General features: G+C 59.4%; 19 protein-coding genes and 3 pseudogenes. 13 read left to right on the top strand and 9 right to left on the bottom strand.

Annotated elements, in window-relative coordinates:
- The first annotated feature begins 705 nt into the window (after positions 1-705).
- The gene (locus tag ACVWZ8_RS25045) at positions 706-2001 is read left to right on the top strand and encodes a hypothetical protein (RefSeq protein WP_456506479.1); all 1296 of its coding nucleotides are present in this window, start codon (positions 706-708) and stop codon (positions 1999-2001) included.
- A 48-nt stretch (positions 2002-2049) separates the two neighbouring features.
- Positions 2050-2655: a hypothetical protein gene (locus tag ACVWZ8_RS25040; protein WP_456506478.1), complete on the top strand. Its 606-nt coding sequence runs from the start codon at positions 2050-2052 to the stop codon at positions 2653-2655.
- 11 nt (positions 2656-2666) lie between these two features.
- Here the strand turns inward: ACVWZ8_RS25040 and ACVWZ8_RS25035 are convergent, their stop codons facing one another.
- A complete protein-coding gene (locus ACVWZ8_RS25035) occupies positions 2667-3398 on the bottom strand; it encodes a YfbU family protein (RefSeq protein ID WP_456506477.1) in 732 nt (243 codons plus the stop codon).
- A gap of 143 nt (positions 3399-3541) precedes the next feature.
- Between ACVWZ8_RS25035 and ACVWZ8_RS25030 the strand changes: the two genes are divergently transcribed.
- From ACVWZ8_RS25030 to ACVWZ8_RS25015, 4 genes are all read left to right on the top strand, one after another.
- Positions 3542-6622: a restriction endonuclease gene (locus ACVWZ8_RS25030; protein WP_456506476.1), complete on the top strand. Its 3081-nt coding sequence runs from the start codon at positions 3542-3544 to the stop codon at positions 6620-6622.
- Positions 6598-7068 carry an Eco57I restriction-modification methylase domain-containing protein gene (locus ACVWZ8_RS25025; protein WP_456506475.1) on the top strand — a complete coding sequence of 157 codons (471 nt, stop codon included), beginning with the start codon at positions 6598-6600 and terminating at the stop codon, positions 7066-7068. The genes ACVWZ8_RS25030 and ACVWZ8_RS25025 overlap by 25 nt, the downstream gene beginning before the upstream one ends.
- Before the next feature lie 48 nt (positions 7069-7116).
- Positions 7117-8361: an ISL3 family transposase gene (locus ACVWZ8_RS25020; protein WP_456506474.1), complete on the top strand. Its 1245-nt coding sequence runs from the start codon at positions 7117-7119 to the stop codon at positions 8359-8361.
- A gap of 126 nt (positions 8362-8487) precedes the next feature.
- Complete coding sequence (locus ACVWZ8_RS25015) at positions 8488-9915, top strand: type ISP restriction/modification enzyme (protein ID WP_456506473.1); 1428 nt, start codon at positions 8488-8490, stop codon at positions 9913-9915.
- 53 nt (positions 9916-9968) lie between these two features.
- Here ACVWZ8_RS25015 and ACVWZ8_RS25010 read toward each other — a convergent pair whose 3' ends face one another.
- The 4 genes from ACVWZ8_RS25010 to ACVWZ8_RS24995 form a co-directional block, all read right to left on the bottom strand.
- Entirely contained in the window at positions 9969-10910 is a 942-nt protein-coding gene (locus ACVWZ8_RS25010; RefSeq protein ID WP_456506472.1) for a DUF5655 domain-containing protein, read from the bottom strand.
- 116 nt (positions 10911-11026) lie between these two features.
- Entirely contained in the window at positions 11027-11635 is a 609-nt protein-coding gene (locus ACVWZ8_RS25005) for a hypothetical protein (protein WP_456506471.1), read from the bottom strand.
- Between the two features lie 44 nt (positions 11636-11679).
- On the bottom strand, positions 11680-12204 hold the full coding sequence (locus ACVWZ8_RS25000; RefSeq protein ID WP_456506470.1) for a hypothetical protein: 525 nt from the start codon (positions 12202-12204) through the stop codon (positions 11680-11682).
- 365 nt (positions 12205-12569) lie between these two features.
- A complete protein-coding gene (locus tag ACVWZ8_RS24995; RefSeq protein WP_456506469.1) occupies positions 12570-13520 on the bottom strand; it encodes a GIY-YIG nuclease family protein in 951 nt (316 codons plus the stop codon).
- A 346-nt stretch (positions 13521-13866) separates the two neighbouring features.
- Here ACVWZ8_RS24995 and ACVWZ8_RS24990 point away from each other — a divergent pair, with 346 nt between their 5' ends.
- A complete protein-coding gene (locus tag ACVWZ8_RS24990; protein ID WP_456506468.1) occupies positions 13867-14538 on the top strand; it encodes an Abi family protein in 672 nt (223 codons plus the stop codon).
- A gap of 154 nt (positions 14539-14692) precedes the next feature.
- On the opposite strand, the gene ACVWZ8_RS24985 is transcribed toward ACVWZ8_RS24990, so the two are convergent.
- Entirely contained in the window at positions 14693-15316 is a 624-nt protein-coding gene (locus tag ACVWZ8_RS24985; protein ID WP_456506467.1) for a hypothetical protein, read from the bottom strand.
- A gap of 1346 nt (positions 15317-16662) precedes the next feature.
- Here ACVWZ8_RS24985 and ACVWZ8_RS24980 point away from each other — a divergent pair.
- The 4 genes and pseudogenes from ACVWZ8_RS24980 to istB form a co-directional block, all read left to right on the top strand.
- Positions 16663-16896 (top strand): annotated as a pseudogene (locus tag ACVWZ8_RS24980) (IS21 family transposase); the annotation flags it as partial.
- Positions 16897-17268 (top strand): annotated as a pseudogene (locus ACVWZ8_RS24975) (ISL3 family transposase); the annotation flags it as partial.
- Between the two features lie 7 nt (positions 17269-17275).
- A pseudogene (gene istA / locus ACVWZ8_RS24970) lies at positions 17276-18809 on the top strand (IS21 family transposase).
- A complete protein-coding gene (gene istB, locus ACVWZ8_RS24965) occupies positions 18806-19585 on the top strand; it encodes an IS21-like element helper ATPase IstB (RefSeq protein ID WP_456506466.1) in 780 nt (259 codons plus the stop codon). Before istA ends, istB begins: the two are co-directional and overlap by 4 nt.
- 336 nt (positions 19586-19921) lie before the next feature.
- Here istB and ACVWZ8_RS24960 read toward each other — a convergent pair whose 3' ends face one another.
- The 3 genes from ACVWZ8_RS24960 to ACVWZ8_RS24950 all read right to left on the bottom strand — a co-directional run bounded on the left by ACVWZ8_RS24960 (position 19922) and on the right by ACVWZ8_RS24950 (position 23001).
- Complete coding sequence (locus ACVWZ8_RS24960) at positions 19922-20533, bottom strand: recombinase family protein (protein WP_456506465.1); 612 nt, start codon at positions 20531-20533, stop codon at positions 19922-19924.
- A 594-nt stretch (positions 20534-21127) separates the two neighbouring features.
- A complete protein-coding gene (locus tag ACVWZ8_RS24955; protein ID WP_456506464.1) occupies positions 21128-21994 on the bottom strand; it encodes a hypothetical protein in 867 nt (288 codons plus the stop codon).
- 425 nt (positions 21995-22419) lie between these two features.
- Positions 22420-23001, bottom strand: coding sequence for a recombinase family protein (locus tag ACVWZ8_RS24950; protein WP_456506463.1), 582 nt, complete (start codon positions 22999-23001; stop codon positions 22420-22422).
- A 1501-nt stretch (positions 23002-24502) separates the two neighbouring features.
- Between ACVWZ8_RS24950 and ACVWZ8_RS24945 the strand changes: the two genes are divergently transcribed.
- Together ACVWZ8_RS24945 and ACVWZ8_RS24940 are read left to right on the top strand one after the other, a co-directional pair.
- Positions 24503-25108 carry a recombinase family protein gene (locus ACVWZ8_RS24945; RefSeq protein ID WP_456506462.1) on the top strand — a complete coding sequence of 202 codons (606 nt, stop codon included), beginning with the start codon at positions 24503-24505 and terminating at the stop codon, positions 25106-25108.
- 145 nt (positions 25109-25253) lie between these two features.
- Positions 25254-25565: a hypothetical protein gene (locus tag ACVWZ8_RS24940; protein WP_456506461.1), complete on the top strand. Its 312-nt coding sequence runs from the start codon at positions 25254-25256 to the stop codon at positions 25563-25565.
- Positions 25566-25605: the final 40 nt, after the last annotated feature.

The following is a 25605-nucleotide window of genomic DNA, read 5'->3' as shown; positions in this document are numbered from 1 at the left end:
CCGACGTCGGGCGGTCCGCCACCCAGGGCGAACCACAGCAGCCACTCACCAGCGACGGACCGCCATCAACCGCGACCATGCACCCGGCGCACCACTCAGCCGCGGGACCAGGAACAACGAGGTACCGGTATGCGGCAGCACCACAAACACTTCAGCTAGGCTGAACCATAGATTTCCTTTGCAGAGGGAAAATCGAGTCAGGGCCAGCGAATGCTGGCCCTGACTCTTTACCCCGATGCCTAGCTGCAGGAGAGTACTTGGGGATGCACGACGGCAGTATCGACTGGTCGCATATCGGTAGAGAAGACTTCGATCGTTTAGTGGAAACGCTGCTGTTGCGCATCTACCACCGTCCGCCGGTCACAACCGCTGTAGCGCTCGACGGCAGAGGTGGAGACGGAGGGATCGACGTTGGGGTCTATGACCAAAACGGGGCCATACGCCAAATCTTTCAACTCAAACACTTTCCCCGAGGGGTTTTCCGGCGGCTTCCGAGATACTCGGCGTCGACAGATCAAAGAATCCTTCGACACAGCATGGACGAAGCATCAGCCACCCGTATGGACATTGGTCGTCCCGTGCAAGCCTACGGATGCCGAGAGCAAATATGTCAGTGGCTTAGCTCGCGGCAAAAAGACATCCGTAAGCACGTGGGGTTGTAGGCATCTGGACATAGAGCTCGCTAAACCCGAGAACCGGGACATTGTGGATAACGCGACCCGAAGCCCCCTTCTCTCCGCGCTCAAAATCATAGGGCAGGAACAGGCAGCCCTCGCCAGCCCGGGTGACCTTGCTAAGAGGGCGTCCGACCTCCGCGGGGTTACTTCCGGGCGAAGCCTGTATTGGGACGCAGATTTCCACGTATCTAAGGAGGGCGTCACCGAAATCTTCAGGGCCAAGCATCCTAGGGCTCAGGAACTTGAGCCCCTCGGCTTCCAATTCTCTGTGAGCAAGGGTGCATTCGGTGACGGTGTTCAACGGCTAGTCGACTATGGGGCTCGGCGCCGAGTGACAATCCCGGGTACAGCAGTCGAAGGATTCCGATCGCTTGGGCCGGATTGGTTTCAGCAACAGGGCGAAATCGAAAGGATCGAGATAGAGCCAGCCGTACCTCTGCCTCCGGATCAACGGACAACCGTGACGCTGGAGTTCCTAGACGAGGACGGCTTTACCCGTGCAAGCCACCAGGGACTGATGCTCGCCCGCAGTGACGGGAAGGCTGGAGTTGCTTTCCTCGCCCGTTTCTATGGCCTTCTGGAAATTGACGTTGAGATTCCATACGAACAGGCTACGGCGGGGAATTTTGACCTCAGCATGGGTTTCGCCAATGCGCGGATCAGTGAAGCCGAGGGCGCACTGCGTCTTCTCAGCGATTTCGATTCTGATGCCGTCCTGCAGGTGCTTTTCGATGGAAAGAAGTTCATGAAGGGCCTTGCGAAGGGGAACGCCCAAATAGTCGATGAAGCTGCAGAACTTCTTATTGAGGATCTCGCAGTGCTTCAGCGCAAACTTCACGCTACCTTCCGAGTCCCCGCCGAGCTAAGCAATCGCGACCGCGTTATGCTCCGAGTTGCTCGTCTACTGGCTGATGGAAAGGCGACCTGGATGCCCCCTGAGACGTCCCTCACAGGCACCCTTACTGGAGAGTCCGACGAAGGGATGGAAACTCTACTGTCAGGCGCCTGCGCCGTCACGATGTCGATGCCCGCTTTCCCCATAGAAATCCAAGGCAGCCGGTTCCGGATGGGCCCCGTGGTCTTCTACCACCCCCACACGACCGTTCGAGACGCAGACCAGCTCAGGAAGGCTTTCGAGGAAGGAACAGCCGCAGGTCGGAAGGCAGTTTTCACTCCCAACGAGGGGAAGCCGATCTGGATCATGCCGGGAGGGTACGACAACGGGCGTCTAGTTCCTCCTGAAACCGTCGCCTGGGAACTCCCGGGCATATCTATGCCTCTCACCGAATCGGGCAAGTCTCAGGTTGCCCTTGGTGGCAACTAGAAGTGATCAACAAAGCGGCGGATCTATCCGCTGGTGTGAAAGGTAGAAATGGGCAGGAAGAAACCGAAACAGCCGGTCATCGAGTATTGGCACGGCGGCGCTGCGGGGCGAGGAGTCGGAGAGAAACTCGTTCCAGGAACGGAAGCGCCGGGATACAGCCATGTCGTGGAGGGCATGTCTCGCGAAGAATTCGACCAACAACGTCCGGATTTCGTCCACATAACCAAGGACCGAAACCTTGCCTTCGACTACGCGGTTTCGTTTGCAAAGTTCGGCCCCGCCTCGTTGTATCGCGTCAGGCCTCTAGGGCATGTTGAGCATGACCCCGACTATCCGCGCGATGTCTCCTACCGTTGCCTGAGCGCCCTCGTGATGGCCGTTGAGCCGGATGCTATGACCGCTGAGACTGCAGAGACGGGGGCGGCCCGCGGATATGAAACTTGGGACGATGGCTCGCCGCTGTATGACTCCAGTGGATACGCGCTGCCCAACAAAGTGCAGCAACATTTCGGTGTCACGCCAGCCCACTTGCGATCGCTCGGGTATGAGGCTGACATTGATGAGATCAACCATCGAGCTGTGCAGACCGTGCAGTCGCTTCACCCTAATTTGAGCCCCGAGGACGTACTCGAGTACCAGAAGTCGATCGAGTAGGCAGATACGGCTTAACTCTTCGGATAGGGCCATGCTGAGAGGATCTGCTGCAGCTCCTCGACTGTGAACTGGTAGTTGCCGTAAGAGTGGAGTTTCTTGTCCCAGAGCGGCCTCCATACGGAGAGCATTCGCTGGTAGGTGGCGAGCATCGGCGAATGGGAATTGCCGCGCTCATTTTCATCACTGAAGCGGTCGGCAAGGTCCGTCCAGCGCCCGTTCTTGATGAGGTACTCGGCGAAGGATGAGAGTTTGCCTTCGTGCGCGTTGTTGAAGTCGAACCCTCTAAAACTCAGCGCGTAGTCCGCGTGTTCGCCAAGGGATGCTCTCTGCTGTTCATCCAGGCGCGAAACGCTACGCTCGATGGTTGTAAACATCTCCAGGATGTCGAATACGAGGGTGCTTTCCCGAGCAGTCAGCTCAGGTTGGATCATCTCAAACGTCTTGTAGTACTCCGACGTGTAGCCGGCATTCAAGACCTCGACCATCTGTCGGTGGTACTCAACTTCCCATTCAGGGTCGGTTATGAGGTTCGCCAGAATCTCGTGCTGAAGTGCCAGCTGTCGGCGCTCATAGGCAGAGAGTGACTTTGGAGTCGCGTCCGCGCGCGGGCGATCGTCATCCCTGCCGAGTGCCTGGCCAATAAGTTCGCGAAGGAGGTCGCTGGTGCTGACTCCCCTGGCTCGAGCAAGAGAATCAACTGCATCGCGGCTGTCGTCGTCGATTCGGATATTAATCTGTGCCATCTAAACTCCCGTTATCATAGTAGCGATATGTAATACGGTAACACGCTGAATCAAGAGGTGTGAGTTTCCGAGGGCCGGGCTCGTCATCTTTCATCCGGGCAGGAGGTCCAAAACGACCCTTTAGGACCTCCGAATCTGGGGTCATGTGCGATCGCCCCCGCGCACGCTTCGCCCGGATCCCGCGGCTGGACCATATGATCAGAGGCGTCGGTTTTAGCCGATTTCACCTGTTTCTCTTCTCCGGGGGTCCCTTCGTGGCAACGACGTTCGATGTACTGCTTGATTCGTACCGCGACCTTGCGGACTCGGAGCGGATGAAGGGCAACTACTTCGAGCAGCTAGTTGGCCGGTACCTGGAGACGGACGGGGTTCAGGCCCCGCAATACCGGAACGTGTGGTTGTGGAGGGATTGGCCGGACCGAGACGGCAAGAAGGACAACGGCATCGACCTCGTGGCCGAGCGCCAGGATGGCGGCTTCACTGCCATCCAGTGCAAGTTCTATGCCGAGGGCCACGGGATCCAGAAGCAGGATATTGACTCGTTCATTTCCGCGTCAGGAAAGCCTCCGTTCACGCATCGGCTCATCGTGGACACGACCGGGCGGGACTGGTCTCCGAACGCGGAGGAGATGCTGGACAACCAGCACCTGCCCATCCAGCGCATCGGGCTCACGGACTTCCGTAATTCCAACATCGACTGGGCCACATACGAGCTGACCGACCCCTCTAATGCCCCCAAGCTCCATGACAAGAAGCAGCTGCGAACCCATCAGCATGAAGCAGTCAACGCCGCCATGAAGGGCTTCGAAACCAACAATCGCGGCAAGCTCATCATGGCCTGCGGCACCGGGAAGACCTTCACCGCCCTAAAAATCGCCGAGCGATTCGCGGAGCAAGAATCCCACGTCCGCATCCTCTTCCTGGTCCCTTCCCTGGCGCTGATGTCGCAGTCGCTGAAGGAATGGTCGGATGAGACCACGCAGACGATGCACGCCTACGCTGTCTGCTCTGACACCAAAGTCGGCCGTCAAAAGAATTCCGACTTCACCGACGTTGCTCTCCATGACCTGCAGATCCCGGCCACAACGGACGGAGCCACCTTGCTGGAGGCCATGGGGACCCGCGAATTGGACGAGGGTATGACGGTGGTGTTTTCCACCTACCAGTCCATCGACGCGGTATCCCAGGCGCAGAAGGCCGGTCTGCCGGACTTTGACCTGATCATTTGCGATGAGGCTCACCGCACGACCGGCGCCACCCTGGCCGGCACCGAAGATTCCCATTTCGTGAAGGTCCACCGCAACGACGTCGTCGCCGGCGCCAAGCGCCTTTACATGACCGCTACCCCGCGGCTGTTCAACGACGACACCAAGAACAAGGCGCTGGAGCGGGACGCGATCCTGTGCTCCATGGACGACGAAACCATGTACGGGCCAGTGTTCTACCGGATCGGCTTCGGCGAAGCCGTCACCAAGAAACTCCTGACCGACTACAAAGTCCTCGTCCTGGGCGTGGAGCAAAGCCAGGTTGTCGCGAGCTTCCAGGACCAGCTGGCGGACTCAGACATGGAACTGCAGATCGACGACGTCGCCAAACTCATCGGCTGCTGGAACGGACTGGCCAAACGCCGCTCCGGCACCCACGAAGCGTCCTTCGGCAACGACCTGGCTCCTATGAGGCGCGCCGTTGCGTTCAACCGGGACATCAAATCCTCCAAACTCGTGGAATCCGAATTCCCCGACCTGGTCCGGGTGCACCTGACCAACCTGGACAACGATGACCCCACCGATGACCTAAAGGTTGAGGTCAAGCACGTGGACGGCGGCTTCAACGCCATCACCCGCGCCGAACGGCTCGACTGGCTCAAGGAAGACATCGATGGCCCCGAGGATCAGCCCGTCTGCAGAATCCTCACCAATGCCCGCTGCCTCACCGAGGGTGTGGACGTCCCGTCCCTGGACGCCGTCCTCTTCCTGAACCCACGCAATTCCATGGTCGACGTCATCCAGGCCGTCGGCCGGGTGATGCGCATCGCCAAGGGCAAGCAATTCGGCTACATCATCCTGCCCATCGCCATCCCCGAAGGCATGTCCACCTCCGAGGCCCTGCGGGACAACAACCGCTACAAGGTCGTCTGGCAGGTCCTCCAGGCCCTCCGAGCACACGATGAACGCATGGACGCCGCGATCAACCAGATCGAGCTCAACCACAAGGCACCCGAATCCATCCTTGTCGACACCGTCGACCTCTCTCCGAAGAAGAAAGCAAAGACGAACGTGGGCGGCAACGCCGGCGGCGGAGAAGCCACCGGTGGAGGAAATGGCGACGACGAAGAGGGTGAACAGACCTACGTGCAGCCGGCGCTCCAGTTCCCGGTGGGGGAGTGGAAGGACTCCGTCTACGCGAAGATTGTGGACAAGTGCGGCAACCGGATGTACTGGGAAGACTGGTCCAAGGACATTGCCGACATCGCCAACAAGCACATCGTCCTCATCAATAACCTGCTGACCGAAGCGAACCCGGAACACCGGAAAGCCTTCGACGATTTCATTCAGGGCCTGCAGGAGAACCTGAACCCGGAGATCGACCAGGCGCAGGCCGTGGAGATGCTGGCCCAGCACCTCGTCACCAAGCCCGTTTTTGACGCAATGTTCAAGGACTCCAATTTCACCGAGCACAACCCCGTGTCGCTGGCAATGCAGAACATCCTGAACCAGCTGGATAACCACTCCGCGTTCGAAAAGGAACGTGCCGGCCTGGAGAAGTTCTACGATTCCGTCCGGGCGCGGGTGAAGTCCATCGATAACGCTGCGGCGAAACAGAAGATCATCCTGGAGCTGTACGACAACTTCTTCCGCAACGCCTTCCCCCGCGTCGCGGACCGCCTCGGCATCGTGTTCACGCCTGTCCCGGTCGTGGACTACATCCTCCGCTCGGCTGACGCCGCCCTGCGCCTTGAATTCGGCAAGTCTCTCTCAGACGAGGGGGTTTCCATCCTCGAACCCTTCGTCGGCACGGGAACCTTCGTCACCCGGCTTCTGCAGTCCGGGCTCATCAAACCGGAAGATCTGCACCGCAAATACACCCGGGAACTCTTCGCCAACGAGATCGTCCTACTCAGCTACTACATCGCCGCAATCAACATTGAAACCGTCTTCGCCGAAGAGAATCCACAAAACACGGGCTCGACCATGGCTATGTGCCTTTCGACGGCATCGCCCTAACGGACACCTTCCAGCTCAACGAATCCGACGGCGCCTTCGACTCCGTGGTCTTCCCTGAGAACTCCGAAAGAGTTAAGCGGCAGAAGAACCAGGACATTCGCGTCATTGTCATGAACCCGCCGTACTCGACGGGCCAGACCAGCGCGAACGACAACAACCAGAACCAGGCTTATCCAGTGCTGGATTCTTCGATCGCCGAAACGTACGCGAAGCTGTCCACTGGAACCAACAAGAACAGCCTCTACGATTCATATATCCGAGGCATCCGGTGGGCGTCCAACCGGATCAAAGACGACGGTGTCATCGCGTTCGTCTCGAACGGATCCTTCATCGACGGCAACACCGCCGATGGCATCCGGAAGACGTTTGCCACAGAATTCAGCCGAATTTTCGGCTCTCCTGACATAAGTGTGGGTCAGGGTTTGTATGTTATGGGGCATGGGTAGCCCGGTAGATTTGGGAGTTCTCACACCGTCCAAATTTAGGAGCTACCCATGCGTGCTACTACTCTACTCAACCGCGTCTTGAACCTGACGGGTGTCCGGGTTGTTGATGTTGATCCTGGGGCCGGGGGTCCCTTGCTGGTCCGGGTGGCGTTGATGGCCCGCAGGCGCCTTGACTGCCCGCACTGCAGCTACTCGACGATGGCCGGATATGACACCCGCTGGGCGGAATCCACGTGGCGGCATCTGGACTTCTCCGGTCGGGTCCTGCTGCTGACGATGCTCCGCCGGCGCCTGGTCTGCCCCAGCCACGGCATCGTGGTCCAAGGCGTGCCATTCGCCCGGCCAGGTGCCAGGTTCACCACGGACTTTGAGGACATGATCGCCTGGCTGGTCACCCGGGCGGACAAGACCACGGTGTCCCTGTTCGCCCGGATAGCGTGGCGGACCGTCGGTGCGATCTGTGAACGCGTCGTGGCCGAACAGCTCGATGAAACCCGCTTCGAGTCCCTGGTCAATATCGGGGTGGATGAGATTTCCTGGCGCAAACACCACCGCTACCTCACACTCGTCTCCGACCACGCCACCTCGAAGATCGTCTGGGGTGCACCGGGGAAGAACGCGGCGACACTGGACGGATTCTTCAAAGAGATCGGACCCGAAAAGACGGCCGAGATCGAGGCTGTCAGCATGGACATGGGGCCCGCCTTTGCCAAGTCCGTGAAGGCCAACGCCCCGGACGCAGTCATCTGCTACGACCCGTTCCACGTCATCCAGCTGGCCACGAACGCTCTGGAATCATTCCGCCGTTCCATCTGGCAACGCACCCGTGAGCTGCCCGATCAGGACATCGCGAAGAAGTTCAAGGGAACCCGCTGGGTGCTGCTGAAAAACCCACAGAACCTCACCGAGAAGCAACAAGTCACCCTGGCCGGGCTCGAACGCACCGGAGGGCTGCTCTGGGACGCCTACCAGCTCAAGGAATCACTGCGTGAAGTCTTCGCCGGCGACCTCAACCCCGCGGACGTCATGGAGATGATCACCACCTGGTGCGACCTCGCCGCCAAATCCAACATCCGCGAGTTCACCAGGGCTGCGGCCACGATCCGATCCCACACCAAAGGGATCTACGCAGCCGTCACCAGGAAACTCTCCAACGGCCGCCACGAGGGCCTGAACAACAAGATCAGAACCATGACCCGCAGATCCTACGGATTCCACACACCCGAAGCCGCCCTCGCCCTGATCATGCTCGCCTGCGGCCCCCTCGAGATCAAACTCCCATACCAGAAATAACCGAACCCACATTCACGTCAGGAGAGCCGAATTTTCGTCTATAATCTGCGTGGCAACCAGCGGACTTCGGGGGAAGTATCGCGAAAAGAAGGCGGCAAAATATTCGGCAGCGGTTCCCGCACTCAGGTGGCCATTGCCATCCTGATTAAGAACTCTGCCTCCACCGGGCCTGCCGACATCCAGTACCGAGACATCGGCGACTACCTGACGCGTGAGCAGAAACTCGACATCCTGCATATTGAGCAGTCGCTTGAAGGCACGGAATGGGAAACAGTCGCCCCCAATGTTTCAGGTGACTGGGTCAACCACCGAGACGAAAATTATGACTCCTACCAAGCCCTTGGCGACAAGGCGACAAAGGGCAAGTCAACGACTCAAGCGATCTTCGAGATGTACTCATCAGGCCTGAAAACCAATCGCGACGCCTGGTGCTACAACTTCAGTCGCCTTGCTGTGGAATCGAATATGCGCCGTATGATCGCCAACTACCAAGAGGAACTCGGGTCGGGTCGACTGCAACCGGATACCAACCCAACGAAGATCAGCTGGAACCGAGGGCTCTTGGCGGACTTCGCAAAGCGGAAAAGTCACTCCTTTGATGAATCGGCCGTGGTCACGTCGGCCTACAGGCCCTTCACTACACAGACCGCGTACTTCAACCGCGAAATGAACGACATGGTCTACCAGTTGCCGAAACTGTTCCCTACTCCGGGCCACGCTAATCTCGTCATCACGGCGCCCGGCCCAGGGGCAGCTGCTGGATTCTTCACGCTGATGTACCAGATGCTGCCATCACTCGGGGCTGCAACGGGCCTCCAATGTTTCAGTCTCTACACCTACGAGCGGATGGCAAGCACCGCTCAGAGCGATTTGTTTGCGGAGACTGAATTCACAGTCATTGACGGGTATCGCCGGAACGACAACATCACCGACGCAACGCTCACCACCTACCGGGGCTTCTATGAGGAGTCGAAAATCAGCAAGGAAGACATCTTTTACTACGTGTATGGCCTGCTGCACAGCCCGGCCTACAAGGAGCAGTACAAGGCCGATCTGATGAAGATGCTTCCGCGGATCCCCAGGGTCAAGGATTTTTGGGGCTTCAGTCAGGCAGGACGCGACCTCGCCAATTTGCACCTGAACTACGAAGCCGTAGAGCCGTACCCGCTGGATGAGCAGGTACGGGGGGCTGCGATGTCCAAGAGCTCGATGACAAGCGGAGAAGCCTACGACTACTACCGGGTGAAGAAGCTGTCCTTCGCCGGCCGCAAGGACCGCTCAAGCATCGTCTACAACGAGGAGATCACGCTGAGCGGAATCCCGGATCAGGCCTACGAATATCAGGTCAACGGCAGGTCGGCGCTCGAGTGGATCATGGATCGCTATCAGGTCACGACCCACAAGGATTCCCAGATCGTCAATGACCCCAATGAGTACTGCCGTGAAATCGGTAACCCCCGCTACATCCTGGATCTCATCAAACGCATCGTTGGAATGTCGGTGGAAACGATGAAGATCGTGGGACAGCTCCCAGCTCTGGAGATCATGGAGTGACCGGCTGGACCAATGCTGTGCTGCGCAGGGACGTCGTTTGAGGGCAGACCGGTTCAGTTGGCCGCGTACGCCTGACGGGTGAGCTCCTCGACCAGGGGCCAGTTGGCGGTGGAGCTTATTCTCAGCTCCAGATTGCCTGTCCCGAAGTGTCCGATATTGCTGACGTCCCGGCTGAAACCCTCCACTGGCTCTACGGCCTCCGGGGGGAGCTTCAAATATACGAGCAGGTTTTTTGAGGTCGGGTGCACCTCCACGCAGGCGAAATTCTTGAGCCTGCGGAAGGCGAAGTAGAGGGAACGTTCGTTCTTGACGACGTCATCACCCAGGGACAGCGCGAACGTCTCAAATTTCTCGTACAGGGCGGCCAACTCATGATCTGCCTGGGCGAGTAGTTCGGTGACTGTTTTGGATCGTGACGATTTCTTCCCCGGCGCCGGGGAAGCGGTGGCTGAGCCCCCGGAGGTTTTGCGCATAGTTGCCGTTGTCTCTGTCGAGACCGACGTCACCAGTTCAATGGCCAAAAGATCGGGCCCGAAGTCCCGATACCGGACAAGTTCAACGTTTCGGTCGATCTGCCTGACTGCGTATTCGTCGTAACGGGTGAAGTCGTTAGCAACGCAGATCAGGCGGGGTGCGGACCAGTCGATACTCTCCGCTGTCGCGGTCCCAAGACGGGATGCCACCAAGATCTGGAACTCTCCCTTGTGGTCCATGAGCCAGTCCAAGTAGAAGAGTCCCTGGTTGATGACGTTCTCATTGGACGTCCGCTTGTACTCGAAAATTACTGGCGAGCCGTTCTCGTCCAGGCCCAGCGAGTCGATCCTGCCGCGGTGGACTTTTCCTGTGGTGTATTCGGTGGCGAGGAACCTCACTCCGAAGGTGGTCTCCATGTTCTCTTCGATGAGAGTCTGGAGATTTCGTTCAAGAGCGAAGCTGCGGGATGTGAGCTCGGAAGCTCTGCCGCCATCTATGCGGAACAGTTTGAGATCGGTCACGGCCCAACTCTTCCATCCCCACGTCCTAGGCGGTGCCACGCCACGTATGGATGCAAAAGTTCAGTACAGGGAGGGCTGTCACTTGCCGCGGCGCACGTTTCGCTGCGGCGTGAAATCTATGACTGTGGCTTCGGGCCGCCGAGCCAGTAGAGCGCGACGTCTACATCCCTCGCGGACCAGGTGTGACCATGTAATTCAGCGGTCGACCGCAGAAATTCCACAAGTTCCATGTAGCGCCCATACCTGCCGCGCGCCGCGGAGAGCGGGAGTCCCAGAGTGTTCAATGCGGTTCGGGCACGTTCATCGTAGACCGCCATTCTTTCGGGTGCCGCAGCGAGCAAAAGTGCTGACGCGATGGCGTCTCCTCTATTGAAGCCAGGCAACGTCACGAGTGCGCTCCGGCCAGCAGAAGCGGCTTCAGGGACAGCCAGTAGCTCGTCGTTCACGGCGGTTACCGCCTTAGCCGTCACGGCCCGAACGTCTTCGTCTGGCATGGTCATCAGCTTGCGGACCCAAGGCGTATCCGCGCGGAGGCGTTTCCAGAACAACAAGGCCCCGATATCGGACTTGCCAATGCTGCCCTTGGCACTGATTCGGCCCGCTACCTCCCTTAGAACCTCGTCGTACACAGACGATGTACCTGACACGTAAGCGGCGTGGGAGTCGCGAAGAGTGTCCCAGGCATGGGGTTCCAGGGTTTGGGCTGCTTGGTTCGGCGCGTTCATGATTTGAGAATGTCACAAGTCCGTAAGACCGGTCTTGTCAGCGCTCAAGCTTCCAGGGAATCTTCTAGGTCGTCCTCGGAATCTTCCGTGCTTTCGGCCATTACTTTGCCGCCGACAAAAATTACTCCCAGGGCAAGCGCAGCACCAGCGCCCATTAGCACCTTCTTGAGCACCCCATCCAAAAACTGCTTATTCTCACTGTCCTTTTGGAACTCCAGCCTTCCAGTTTCCTGGATTTGCTCGATGAGAAACTTCTTCTGCTCCCAGCTCAGATCGTCCTTGCTGAGTTCCCCCTTTAGGATTTCTCTGATTTCCTGGAAGGCTTGATGGACATGTTCTTGGCTCTGCTTGTTGGCTGAGAGCGTGGACTCGTGCGCTTTCTCCATCGCATCCACAGCATCCATGGCGAACTCTTTGAAGACGGGGAACTGCTCAACAATCTTCAGAGCCACCTCCGTGTCCATGTCCGGCATCATGGCTGCGAACCTGATCATCTTGTCTTTGGAGAGATTCCTCCATGACTCGATCCCAAGCGCCTGCTTGATCTTGACTTCGTTCTTGTACTTCATGCCGTGGTTCCGTCCATCGTCCTGTCGGGTCTCCCCAAATCCTAATGGCGACCTACGCCAGCAAACCGATGAGCGTAGCGGCTAGTTGGTTGCGCGCAGCCTCTCAAGCGGTATTCCGCCGCCGTCGACTTTGCAGAAGCCAGCTAGCCCCATCTTTGGGGGCTTGGGATGAACCACGGAACCTGAGCCGGAGGAACCAACTCGCGAACTGAACCGTCAAAAACGACCGTTTTCGAATCTGCCAATATCGTCGCTGGGATACCGGCACTGCCGCTTCATTTCAAATGCTGCTAGGGCGCGCTGCATGCTGAGGGCAGTAACTTTTTGACCACCTCTGAAGCTCCTTTTCGAAGTGATCAAAATGATTAGTTCCTATTGAGGCCGTACTGGCGTGTCATGAGCGCCGCCTTGTAGTGGGCCTCGGCTGAGTTCACCTCTGAGGAAGGGGTGCTGGGTCCGAATACGCGCAGGAGGCTGAAAACGAAGTGCCGGGCATGGTCCGCCTTCGTTCTTGTAAATTCCCCCGCTGCGCTTTGGTAGGCAAGCTCGCGAAGGGCGACATTCCCGCCGTGGCCATCGCGCGCGTATGCTGTCCACCGGCCGAGGATTCGCTCGGCACCGTCAGCTTTGCCAACGTACTGTTTGCCGTTAGTGGAGTCTGTAATGAGGTAGATTCCCTGGACCTCTGACAGTGCGATACGCCAGTCGGCGTATCGGGGATCATCCACCATGTCCTGCAGTTGGTGAAAAGGGAGCAGCACTCCATCAAATCCTGGAAAGGGAACTTTGTCCCGGTCGGCGATCTCCAGCACAGGCATGCGGGCACCTGTGACTGAGCCGGCGCTTCGGTGCCAGCTCCGGGGATTGTCCCACTCGATTACGAGCCGGTCGTTAAGGGGCGCAAGGAACTCTGTGGGGCGCAAGTCGAAGCATCTGTAATTCTTGGAGGATGCTGTTTCCATCTCGCCATGGTTCTCATAGGTACCCCAAAGACGGGAGCGGCGTCCGCCATCGGCAATGAGGATCAGCCAGTACCGGGGAGGATGCGCGGGAAAACGGGGCGGAATGTCTTGCTCTCTGGTGTAGGCCAGGACTCGCTCCTGGGTCAAATCCTCTGGCCCGCGCAATGCATTGGGATCACTTGGCTTAAAAGTGTGGCGGATGACGTGGACGTCCTCGAGTCGAATCGCCGGGTCGTAGTCCGCGCCAATGCCACTAAGCACATGACCCAGGGTAAGGGAAGCGCGGAAAGCCGGCTCTTCAGAGGCCACCGTGCTCGAAGGCACGGAGAGGGCAAGGGATTTCAGATCAGGCACCGGAACACCTTATGCCACTGCGATTGTCGGTCACTCAGGGCTCGCTAGCGTGAGTCGGAGCCACCAGACGGAAGTGACTTTGTCCATCGTCAGACAACCTTGTGCTTCGCTTCGCCGTGGGGGTAACAGCTGCTTCGATACCAAGCTTTGCTTTCAGCTGGCGCTACGTGAGCTTCACATGGGAACGCCCCGGGTCCGCTCAAAGACGGAATACCGAGGCGACCAAGTTATGCGTTACAGGTAACGTGCCGGAGCGTGTCCGCCAGAGGCTATCCTGAACTTGCCCCTTGATCGTATCGGAAAGGCGACCAGATTGCATCCCAATGCGTCTACTTACGCACCTTGGGTGCAGGACTGGCTGACGATCGATAGGTTCAAGACTTACCTTCGCGCCGCTGGCAACAACACCCAGCGAGCTTTTGATTTGTATCAATGGAATACGGCTGTCAATGCCGCGCTTCTCCACGACTTTGCGCATGTGGAAGTAGCGCTCCGAAATGCACTGCATAGGGAACTGAGCACTCTGGTCCAGCCTTCATTGACCTGGCTCGCAGCGCCGGCTGCTTTGACTTTGTTTCCAGTCGCGATGACCACAAACAAGGCCGGCATAAGCTATGACGCCAATGCTTGGCTTCGAGGTCGGCTTCATGATGCCCGAGTCAAGTTCAAATGTGGCCATACGAGCCAACAACTCTCCACTACGGATGCAGGCCGTATCGTCGCGGACCTTACGTTCGGTGTGTGGGTGGAGCTTCTACATTCTCGATTTGAACCCACGATATGGACGAATGCGCTGCGAAATGCCTTTGCCCAAGGTATCGCTCGCCAAGACGTTTACAGCCGTCTTCGTACCCTCAACGACGTGCGAAACCGGCTCGCTCATCACGAGCCCAACCTTACTACTGTAAACAAGGTCCATCGCGAGCTATTTTGGCTGCTGAGCGTCTTGGATCGAGATGTCCAAAGGCACGTTCGGGCACATAGCCAAGTTGCCAGCCTGCTTGCAGCTAAGCCGTGAGTGGCCGTCGGCTGCCAACTAGCGCGAGTCGACTGACTTATCCGGTTTGTCGAACATCTGAGCTGAAAGCTTAGCTGCTGGTCCTCGGTTGTATCTAAGGGCCAATGGGTCGGCTGCGGGGGTCGGTATTCCGACCCCCAAAGGGCGAGAGCATCTAAACGTCTTTTTCGCTGCCACGATACTGCTTCGGTTTGGCCGAGAGGTATGCCCGCCACCGGTCACGGAACCAATGGCGCAAGCGTGTAGGAATAACGGCCTTTCGGAACCGGTAAAATCGCCGGCCCCATCGGGCCCGCCAGTTTGACCCCATCGGTATCCCGCCACCGTAGGGCGGGGGGCTCAGGACACCAGTGCTCGAGCGGCGCCACTCGTACCCCTGGGCATCGACAAATTTCACAACACTATACGGGGGTGCCTTCGAGATCGCCCCACTTACTGCGCCGGGAGCGTACTTCTCCCACCAGAAGGGCTCGGTGGTGAAGCTGAAGGAATCATCAGGAGCAACAACTAATTCTCGTTCACTACTTTCCGAAGTTGTGTAGCGGCTGACAGTAAGGACAACACGCCAAATTGGTGCTTTGCTGTAATTCGTGACCACTGCAGTATGAACAATGTCCGGGGTCCCCGGGATTTGGTGGATCGTCACCATCACCTGGCTTGCTTTTTCTCGAAGCGCGCGCCGTGAGTTCAGCACATATGTACGAACGGCAATCACGACACTGAAGCTGGTCAAGACGATTCCTACCCACACAGGGACATTGCCCCAGTCCAGATTCATATCGCCCCCTAGGTGCGCTCTCTCATTCACTGTGATAGTTCCGTTCAAGGTACTGCCGTGGGAGGTACGAGTAGCTGCCCCATGCCGCAAATATCTGTGGGGCCAACCGCCGGATGGCTGTGAGGGATGTAGCACGCCAGGCTGGGCAACCCCGCGTTCATAACCCTAAGATCTCTGGCTGCTATGCGCTGAGTAGGCCAATGCGTTTCTTAGAACCCAGATGATCCGACCCTGGTGCCGAGACTTATGGGCCAGTCCCGGAGGAACTGCCCGTGTCAAAAACGACCCTTTCCCGAGCGATTTGCGGATGGAAGCCCCGCCATGTCTCGGAAACATGTCTCCTTATGCTCGGTAGTGGACGAGTGGAAACTGACAGTAATGGCACGAATTGTTGCATGATCTGGGAAGGCCGATCGTGAGTACAAGTGGCGCACCACGTTAGAGTGTCACATCACTGATTTCTGACTTTAGGACGGAACATATGTTTGGTCGAGCTGTCGATACTGCAGCTTTACGAGATCAGTGGAATGCATCAATAGAGACGTTCAGGTTCGTAACCGACCTAATGGTCAAGGCTTGGGCGTTCTTAGTCGGTGTTAATGGCGTGCTTATTGGCTATGGCTTCGTTTCTCGTTCGGCTGGTCCAATTTTTATAGGAGCCCTCGTCTCTGGAGTCTCAGCTGTGCTCCCCGCCATGATTAGCCGTAGCCTCATTCCATTGGCGTACTCGGCCTACGTAGCTGAGAAGCAATTGTTTCCCTCAACGCCCGGATTGGTTCAAATCTATGCTCGAGTCGCATACAAGCGTCTGACAAAAGAGTTTGAAGACCTGGGATCTTCCATAGATGATGCCTCCCTCGACCGGGTTCGAAAGCATGCACACAAGCCAGCCGCTATCGGTAGGCGCATCACCGTCCTGCTTCTCTCCGTGGTATTGGCCCAGTTGCTCTTAGGGTCCTATTTCTTGTATGAGGGGCGACCTCTTTTTGATCTAGTACCTGCAAATACAACCACGACCTTCGCCCCTACCTTTGCTCCAACGTTCGCTCCGACCGTGCAACCAGCTCCCGTTCAGACAATATTCCCCTAACCCGTCGACCCTCTGTTGGCGGCACCGGCAAAAACGACCCTTTATGCCTGTACTGACGGGGAATGTTAGCGGCCATGAAAAACTGCCCATAGGCGGCCACGGAACTGCCCACTGGCGGCCATGAAAAGTGCCCGTTGGTGGCCATGAGATCTGCCCACTTCTTTGACTTAGCCCTGCTGCTTAAGCGGCGGGAGCCTCTTCCCGGGGTTTGATGACGGTGTCTAGTCGCACCAAAGTCGCCCGGGAAGAGGCCCTAATGAAGTTTGACGGAGAAATCATGGAAATACTTGCTGCGTATGATCTGACCGGATCTTTGCGCGCCGCCGCGGAACTCACTGGCTGCTCGCACCACACGGTCGCCCGGCACGTTGCTGCCCGGGACGCGGGTCAGCCGATCGCCGAGCCGGTCTACCGGGGCCGGGTCACCGATGCGTTCCTGCCCAAGATTGAGGAATGGATTGAGGCCTCCAAGGGCAAGATCCGCGCCGACAAAACCAAGCTCGCCTGGATCGTCCAGACCGACCCCCGGCTCGGCCGTGCCTACTACCTGAAGGAAGGACTTCGCACGGTCTTCAAACTGCCCTTCGACGAGGCCGCCGAAGCGCTCGACAAGTGGGTGGCCTGGGCGCGGCGGTGCCGCATCCCATCCTTCGTGAAACTGCAGCAGTCCATCGTCAAACACCGGGCCAGTATCCTGGCCGCCATCGAGCACAGGCTTTCCAACGGGCGCATCGAGTCCATGAACACCAAGATCAGACTCATCACCAGAATCGCCTTCGGCTTCAAATCCCCAGACGCACTCATCGCCCTGGCCATGCTCAGCCTCGGCGGTCCCAAACCAGTGCTTCCCGGCCGAAATTAGCCCACGGATGAGTCAGGAGAGCCAAATACTTGCTGCGTATGATCTGACCGGATCTTTGCGCGCCGCCGCGGAACTCACTGGCTGCTCGCACCACACGGTCGCCCGGCACGTTGCTGCCCGGGACGCGGGTCAGCCGATCGCCGAGCCGGTCTACCGGGGCCGGGTCACCGATGCGTTTCCTGCCCAAGATTGAGGAATGGATTGAGGCCTCCAAGGGCAAGATCCGCGCCGACAAAGCCCACGAAAAACTCCGGGCCCTCGGCTACGGGGGTTCGGAACGCTCGACCCGCCGGGCCGTCGCCCAGGTCCGCGCCGCCTGGCGTCTGGGCCACGTCCGGGTGCACCGCCCCTGGGTGACCGAGCCTGGTCAGTGGATCCAGTACGACTTCGGCGACGGGCCCGTGATCGAGGGCAAGAAGACCGTTTTGTTCGTGGCGTGGCTGGCATGGTCCCGGTTCAGGATCGTCATCGCCCTGCGGGACCGGACGGCTCCGAGTGTGTTCGCGGCGCTGGACCGCACGTTCCGGGTCTTGGGCGGCGCCCCGACCTACGTCCTGACCGATAACGAGAAAACGGTCACGGTGTCCCATGTTGCCGGGGTCCCGGTGCGCAACCAGCAGACGGTCGACTTCGCCCGCCACTACGGGGTGACGGTGTTGACCTGCCAGCCGGCTGACCCTGCGACCAAAGGCGGCGTGGAGTCCTCGGTGAAAGTCGCCAAGGCCGACATCGTGCCTAAGGACACCAACCTGCGGGCCGAATACGCCTCCTTCGCCGAGATCGAAGCGGCCTGCCAGGCGTTCATGGACGAGGTCAACCACCGTGAGCACCGGGTCACCCGCCGCAAACCCGCCGCGATGCTGGCCGAGGAAGCGCCACGGCTGCACCGGATCCCTGATACCGCGCACACGGTCGCGTTCGGGCTCTCCCGGGCCGTCCCGGAGAACACGCCTATGGTCACGTTCGAAAACGGCCAGTACTCCGTGCCGGCGTATCTGCTCGGCGCGCGGGTGTTCGTCAGATCCCACGGCGCCGGAGGCGACGAACAGGTCATCGTCGTCCACCACGGCAGCCAGGGACCGGTGGAAGTCGCCCGGCACCCGCGCTCCCGGCCCGGCAGCCCGGCCATCAACGACGCCCACTTCCCGGACCACCGGCCCAGGACCCCGGGCGACTACACAGCGAAAGCCAGGACGGCCGCGGAAGCGGAGTTCCTCGCAATCGGGGACGGCGCCCGGGCCTGGCTGCTCGAGGCCGCAGCGGCAGGCACCGGGCGGATGAACGTGAAAATGGCCGAGGCAGTCGCCCTGGCCAAGATCGCAGGACAGGCCGAAGTTGATCACGCGTTGGGGACCGCGGCCATCCATGGCCGCTTCGCGAACAAGGACCTCGCCTCGATCCTGAACGCCGCAAGCACGCGCACCACCACCCATGCCGCCGGGGAAACCCGGTCCCTGACCCAAGGCACCGCCGGGTGGGCGGCCATCGGCCGCCCACCCGCAACCGCCAGCGCCGCCGCCGTTCTGGAGGAAAGCGCATGAGCCCGGTCCCTGTCACCGCACCCGCATTGCCGGCGGAGCTCGAGGCACTAATGCGGCAGCTGAAGATGCCCCATGCGCGGGCGCTGGCGCCGGAACTCATCGCGACCGCCCGAGCCCAGCGCTGGGAACCGGCCGAGGTCATCAAAGCGCTCTTCACCGAGGAAGTCACCGGCCGGTCCCGGTCCATGCTCGCCACCAGACGCAAGGCCGCGGGCTTCCCGACCGGGAAGACCTTCGACACTTGGGACCCTGCCGCCTCCTCGATCCCGGCCCCGACGCAGCAGGCGCTCCGGACGCTGGAATGGATCGGGCGCAAGGAGAACGTCGTGATCTGCGGCCCCTCCGGCACGGGCAAAACGTTCTTCCTCGAAGCCCTCGGGCAGCAAGCCGTCGAAGCCGGACTGCGGGTCGCCTGGTTCCGCCTCGAGGACCTCGGCGCCCTGATGCGCGCCCACCGCTCCGATGACAGCGTCACTAAAGTCGTCGCCCGGATCCTGCGCGCAGATTTGGTGGTGGTCGATGACATAGGTCTCCTGCCGGTGGGCACCGACGCGGCGGAGGGGCTCTACCGTCTCGTCGACGCCGCCTACGAGAAACGATCCATCGCGGTTTCCTCAAATTTGCATCCTGCCGGCTTTGACGAGCTCATGCCTAAAACCCTGGCCACGGCAACCGTGGACCGGCTGCTGCACCACGCCCACGTCTGCCAGACATCAGGGGATTCAATCCGCCTCAGCCAGGCCTTGGCCGGAAAAGGAGTCACGCCAATGAACTAAACCCACACCCCAACATGGCCAACGCCACCAAACACCCGGTGGGCAGATCTCGTGGCCATGAGTGGGCACTTTTCATGGCCACCAGCGGGCATTTCTGCTGGCCGCCCGTGGGCACAAACTATTGGCCATTGACAGGGGAAGCCCGGAACCCCTCTTGTCAGTTTCAGAAGTTGTCTGCACTGGATCCCGCGGAAGTACGGGACCGGTGCACGCGACTTCTGACACGGAAGTGTGCGAAGTCGTCTGCACCGACCGTCGTTTTGTCTGAAGTCGTGCGCACCAACCGTCATTCTGTCCGAAGTTGCCTGCACGAACCGCCACCGCCGTCCGGGATTTTTAGGCGCTCGGCTGGGTCTCGGCGGTCAGCGTCTCCGGCGGACGGGGCGGCAGGTAACGGTAGAGACTGGAGCGGGTAATACCGGTGGCTTCCACGATCTCGGAGATGGACTGATTTTCCTGGTCGCGAAGGTGGACGGCGTAGGTCAGTTTCGCCGGATCGACCACGCTGGGCCGGCCGATCCTTTTGCCCTTGGCGGCAGCAACGGCGCGCGCGTGGGCTGCGCGTTCGATGGCATAGGTTCGTTCCATTTGGCCGAAGAGCGCGAGCATCACCACTGCCAACTGCGACATGGGATCCTCTGGATTGGCGGAATCAACCCGGATCGGGTCAGCCAGGTTCCGGACTCCGACCCCGCGGCCTGCCAGGTCGTGGATAAGGTTCAGAGTGTCCCGGACGGTACGGCCCAACCGGTCCAGGGTGTGCACCACGATGACGTCCCCATCGCGGGCCTGATCGAGGGCTTCATGCAGTCCGGGCCGATTTGTCGTGGATCCGGATTTCTTGTCCACATAAATATGTTTGGCAGGAATCCCCTCGCCGCGCAGCGCTTCGATCTGCCGGTCGAGGTCCTGTTTCGCGGTCGAGACGCGGGCGTACCCAATATTCATTGGACCACTGTTGTGACTGTTAGTTTAGAATGGCGGCTTCTTGCCAGTTCGGTTTGGCGGTTTCGGGGTCGCGTAGGCCGGTGACTCACTGGGACAGTTCGCTTGGTCTTTGGCGTTCCGACGCGCGGCATGCTTGAAAAGGTTCCTGCCGTGGGTGAGGATTGAGCCAGGGCCAAGCTCATTTGCGGTCTGAACGCCGTGTTCTACAAGCTGAATCGGTCCGTGCCGTTGATCCATCCCTCATCCTCGTGAAGCAGATGAGGCTTCGGTACGCGGGGGTGTGCAGGGCGTGCGACGCCGGTCTTCCGCCCGGAACAGAACCACGCCTGCCAGCATCCGGTGAAGTGCGTAATAAGGTGTTTGGTCCGGAATGCAACTCGTGGACGGCGAAGTGAACCCTGAGAAGGGTGTTAGCGGCCATGACAACTGCCGGCCGGTGGCCATGAGATCTGCCCACTTCTTTTAGTTAGCCCTGCTGCTCAACAGCCGCGGCCGGCGGCGACGGGCAGGCGGACTTGGGCCAGGACACGCGCCGAAATTGACCAGGCTTCACCTGGACCAGGAAGGGCAATACCAGCTGGACGGGGGCCAGTGCTATTTCTTGGCCCAGTCCCCGCAGCCGTCGGTGTCGAAGGTCTGGCCTTCAGCCAAGTTGACCTCGGGGAAACCCCCCTTCACGAAGTAGTCGTAGGCGATGTAGTCCTTGCCGTTGCTGCCGGTCCGGGTAATCTTCCAGGAGCAATCCCCCACCACGGCCTTGGTGGTGCGGTACGTTCCGGGTTCGATGTCGGTTCCGACCGTCCAGATCCCTTGATTGAAGGTTTTCGCCGCATTCTTCTCGGCGGTCCCAACGGCAGCTTCACGTTTGGCCACGGCATCCTCTCGGGCCTTGAGCTTTGTAGCCGAGTCAGCTTCGGACTTCGCCAAGGCGTCCTCGCGGTCCTTCAGTTTGCCGGCCGCACTGGCTTCGAGTTGGGCACTGGTCATCGGGGCGGCAGCCCTTTCTTGAGATGCACCTACTCCGGCGGCAACACTGCCGATCAGCAACGATGCGGTTCCCGCCAGACAGACTGCGATCGCAGCCTTGCGGGTGGGCAGGTTCGCCCAAGTCCGCCTCTCGGAACCCATCGCGATCAGTCCGGTTACCACAGCAGCGAGCCCTAGAATGATCAGGATCGCTTCACCACGACCGGCTGCCATGTTCCCCAGGACAAGGACGCTCAGGATGACGGTGATGATCCAGAACCAAATTCCAAAGGGCCTTTTGCCTGCTTGGAACGGAGCGCGGGGCAGGGGCGGAAGCCCGTCACGCCCCCAGTGCTTCTGCGGGTGCGGTCCTGGGTGGGGTTGCTGTCCATATTGGGGGGGATACTGCTGAGGGTAATGCCCGTATTCCTGTGGATAGGGCATCGGCTGTGGTTGCTGTCTTGGGTCCAACGGCATGTTCGGGTCTTGATTCATCTGGTGTGTCCCCCACGGAAAAGTTATTCGTCACGGCAGCGCGACGAAGTAAGGGTAGCACCGCCCGAGGCCGCCATTAGCTTGACCCGTACCGGACCACCGCTACAACACGCTTGCGTCCATGCAGCCTTGTGTATCCAGGGATTTCATGCTGCCAATCCTCGTTGCCGGGCCCCTTCTGGTGGGGCTGCTGAGTCCGCCATGCGATAGGTCTAAAACGACCGTATCTGCTACAAACCAGCCGACTCATTGAAGATGTCATTTTCAGAAGTCGGCTGCACAAGGGCGCGCGGAATTCCGGGGTTGTGCAGACGAGTATGGATATTGAAATGTCAGAAGTCGCCTGCACGAAGCTGCGTTCTGCTCAGTAGTCGTCTGCACCAACAGTCATCTTTTCTGAAGCCGCCTGCACCAACCAGCAGGAGCTACTTCTTTGAATCCTCGGTCGCGCATGTTGCCGGGACCCATCGGTAGAGGGTGGGCACGGACACTCCCAAAGTATCGGCGACCTCTCGGGGCGGCGTTCCCTGCTTGAGGAGTTTGCGGGCTGAACGGATCTTGGCATCAGTCATGATGCGTTTGCGGCCGCCGACCCGGCCTTGTTCGCGTGCGGCCTGCAGGCCTGCCTGCGTACGTTCGACCATGAGTTCCCGTTCCATCTGGGCCAGAGAAGCCATGACGTTGAAGAAGAAGCGTCCGGAGACCGTCGTGGTGTCGATCGCATCGGTGAGGCTGGCGAATCCTACGCCGCGGTCATTCAGTCCGCCGGCGAAGTCCAGGAGGTCTTTCACGCTCCGGCCCAGGCGGTCCAGCTTCCACACCATCAAGGTGTCACCGTCGCGCAGGTTGTCCAGAGCCTGGTCGAGGCCGGGGCGTTGGGACTTGGTGCCGCTGATCGTGTCTTTGTAAATCTTGTCGCATCCGGCCTTCTTCAGGGCTTCCATCTGCAGGTCCAGGTTCTGGTCCCGGGTCGAAACCCGGGCGTAGCCGATGCGGTGCGTGGCCATAGGGGTGTGCTCTTCTCAAAACTCGGTTGGGGGTCTTAGTTCGACTGTACCGTTTCGAGAACTATTTGTGAGAACCGGGGCCAGGGTTGCCTCTTTTCGTCGTCGCCCCAATTTTCCGGGGCAGGACGTTAGGCCACTTCGATGAGCGACCGGCCCCGGGATTCTCGATTCAAGCTGTTCTTGAAATCCTTCGTTTCCGATAAACCTTTGAGAGACTGCCCCACCCATCGAGATCGTGCCGTCCTGACAAGGGATCCATAATTGCGAGTCGAACAGAGGCTTAGGACATAGCCGTGAGGGCGAGCAAAAGAGGCGCCGACTTCGCCCCAAGCCTGATTCGTGCTGGCGGTTATGTTTAGCGCCCCGGTCCCCAGTTGGAGCTGACTCAAGTGCAAGGCCTGTTCCAGGCCGGCGGCTAGCGCATACACAACGACAAGCCAGGCGATAAGCGGCTGGTGCTGGTCCTGGCTGAAACTGGTCGCACGCATTGATCCTCCGGTGAACGAAAGAGTCGCTGTCCCTTCTCTTTTCCTGCCGGAGGCTGGAGTACTGTCAGTCACATGTCTGATTGGGGATGGAACCCGGCTTCATTCGGGGCTGTTGGGACCGTAACGGCGGCGTTCATGGGCACGCTGGCGCTGCTAAACGCTGCAAGGCAGTATGGACTGTCACTTCGCCTAGCTAGGGAAAGCCAGCTGGAGAAGCTCCGAAAACAGGCTGACTTGGTCACAATTCGGATAATTAGGGATAGTACAAGCCATGGCTACCTGATGGAGCCTCATCACCCGGATCCGCCTGGCCGGTACTTTGAGTATCTCAAGGTTGTGCCGCCCGATACCAGGGTTCTGTTGATTGAGATCGCCAATCGTAGCGACGACAGAATCTTTCTTCGACGCCTGATTTCTGCCGATGTGCTAGCCCACGGGATCGTCCCCAGTACGTCATATGGGAGACGAGAGTGGGATAATTCTTGGGAAATTTGGTTTCGGAAACATGAATTTCCTCCAGGGGTACTGTACGTAAAGCTGCATATCTCCCAAGGTACTTCTCGCGAATGGCGGCCTGTATTTTCTCCCCGTGGACGCGGCTTTTCCCCCCGGAGATTTGGGCTGGTGTTCACCGACGACTTAGGAACGACCTGGACGAGGCGTCTTAGCGGTGAGCTTCAGCGAGGTTGGCTGGAAGCAAAGGATCTATGGAAGTAGCCCCTTCGATTACGTTGACCTTTGCCCCACCTCTGCATGCAGGTCTTCCGGCCCCTCCTGTTGCATTCAGGCGGGCCGGGACTCGGCATGATGCCGGCGCCCGGCTTCTTCCCGAACAGTCGCACTGGATGACAGTGGCCGTGGTTGTGCAGACGACTTCTGACATTTCGTGTAGACGCCTTCTGAAAATGACACCTCTCAGAAATCGTCCTCTCCGATGCTAAGCTGTGCCAGAACTCGACTGCGAAATCTACGGAGACAAACTTAGTCAAAACTCCGAGGACGACGGTTTTTGAATGAAGGAGAGGGGAACTGATGTGGCTACGTTGATGGGTTACGCCCGAGTAAGCACTACGGAGCAGTCGGTGGACCTGCAGCTGGATGCTTTGAACGCTGCCGGGTGCTTCCGGATCTGGACAGATTTTGCGTCGGGTGCGACGGCGGAACGGCCGCATTGGCAAGACTGCTTGGATCATCTCCAGCCGGGGAACATCTTGGTGGTCAACGATTTGTCCCGGCTCGGGAGGAACACCGCCGACCTGGCCGGCATCGTGAAGACGCTGGCTGACCGTCAAGTTGGCCTCCGGTCACTGACGGAGACCTGGCTGGACACCACCAACTCACAGGGGTTGCTGATGTTCCACTTTTTCTCCGCTATCGCCGAGTACGAGCGGAACCGGCTGCGTGAACGGACCATGGCCGGCCTTGCAGCGGCGAAAGCCCGCGGCCGCGTGGGCGGGCGCCCGACCAAAATGACGCCGGACAAGTCTGACACTGCCCACCGGATGCGTGGCCAGAAGCGCACGATCCGCGACATTGCCAAGACCATCGAGGTCAGTGAAGCCACCGTGGTGCGTGAGCTCGCACGGCAGCGGAAGAGCCTGCAGGCACCGCAAGAGTAGGTGCGGCTGTTAATCCTCCGGTGCCTTCGCTAGCGTGGAGGCAAACGGAGGGGGACGGCGCACATGGCACCGAGGAAATCTAAGAACCACATTGAGGGCCAGATGAGTCTGGAGTCCTTGTGGGCCGAACCGGAAGAGGTAATCAATGAACGAGCACGGCAGACACGCCATGGAAACCATGAAGAGTCACGACCCGGAGAGCTTCTCGCAGATAGCGGACCCCGAGACACACTTTTCGACCTTGGGGGAGGAGATCCAGCAGGCAATCTGGGACCTCAGCGAACAGCTGACACCAACCAGGGGCTCGGAACCGCCGCTGGAGTACATCGGGCTGGCGAACATGGCCAAGCTCCGGGCACGCGAGATGGTGTACCAGGAGATGATCTACGCCAGCCTTCCCGCGGAGCCAGAGGAGATGGAGCCGACCTACGGGGCCCAGGAGGACGAGGAGAGCTAGGAGCCGAACCCCAGCAGGAGCCGGCAGCGGTTTCGACGGC

The organism is Arthrobacter sp. UYCu723, assembly GCF_054059215.1.
Note: the sequence above shows the minus strand (reverse complement) of the source record. Positions and strands in the feature narration are given on the sequence as shown.

Coding starts and splice junctions, on each gene's coding strand:
- ACVWZ8_RS25040 (WP_456506478.1), top strand. CDS start 2,050: ATGGGCAGGAAGAAACCGAAACAGCCGGTCATCGAGTATTGGCACGGC.
- ACVWZ8_RS25035 (WP_456506477.1), bottom strand. CDS start 3,398: ATGGCACAGATTAATATCCGAATCGACGACGACAGCCGCGATGCAGTT.
- ACVWZ8_RS25030 (WP_456506476.1), top strand. CDS start 3,542: ATGTGCGATCGCCCCCGCGCACGCTTCGCCCGGATCCCGCGGCTGGAC.
- ACVWZ8_RS25020 (WP_456506474.1), top strand. CDS start 7,117: ATGCGTGCTACTACTCTACTCAACCGCGTCTTGAACCTGACGGGTGTC.
- ACVWZ8_RS25005 (WP_456506471.1), bottom strand. CDS start 11,635: ATGAACGCGCCGAACCAAGCAGCCCAAACCCTGGAACCCCATGCCTGG.
- ACVWZ8_RS25000 (WP_456506470.1), bottom strand. CDS start 12,204: ATGAAGTACAAGAACGAAGTCAAGATCAAGCAGGCGCTTGGGATCGAG.
- ACVWZ8_RS24985 (WP_456506467.1), bottom strand. CDS start 15,316: ATGAATCTGGACTGGGGCAATGTCCCTGTGTGGGTAGGAATCGTCTTG.
- istB (WP_456506466.1), top strand. CDS start 18,806: ATGAGCCCGGTCCCTGTCACCGCACCCGCATTGCCGGCGGAGCTCGAG.
- ACVWZ8_RS24960 (WP_456506465.1), bottom strand. CDS start 20,533: ATGAATATTGGGTACGCCCGCGTCTCGACCGCGAAACAGGACCTCGAC.
- ACVWZ8_RS24955 (WP_456506464.1), bottom strand. CDS start 21,994: ATGAATCAAGACCCGAACATGCCGTTGGACCCAAGACAGCAACCACAG.
- ACVWZ8_RS24950 (WP_456506463.1), bottom strand. CDS start 23,001: ATGGCCACGCACCGCATCGGCTACGCCCGGGTTTCGACCCGGGACCAG.
- ACVWZ8_RS24945 (WP_456506462.1), top strand. CDS start 24,503: ATGAAGGAGAGGGGAACTGATGTGGCTACGTTGATGGGTTACGCCCGA.
- ACVWZ8_RS24940 (WP_456506461.1), top strand. CDS start 25,254: ATGAACGAGCACGGCAGACACGCCATGGAAACCATGAAGAGTCACGAC.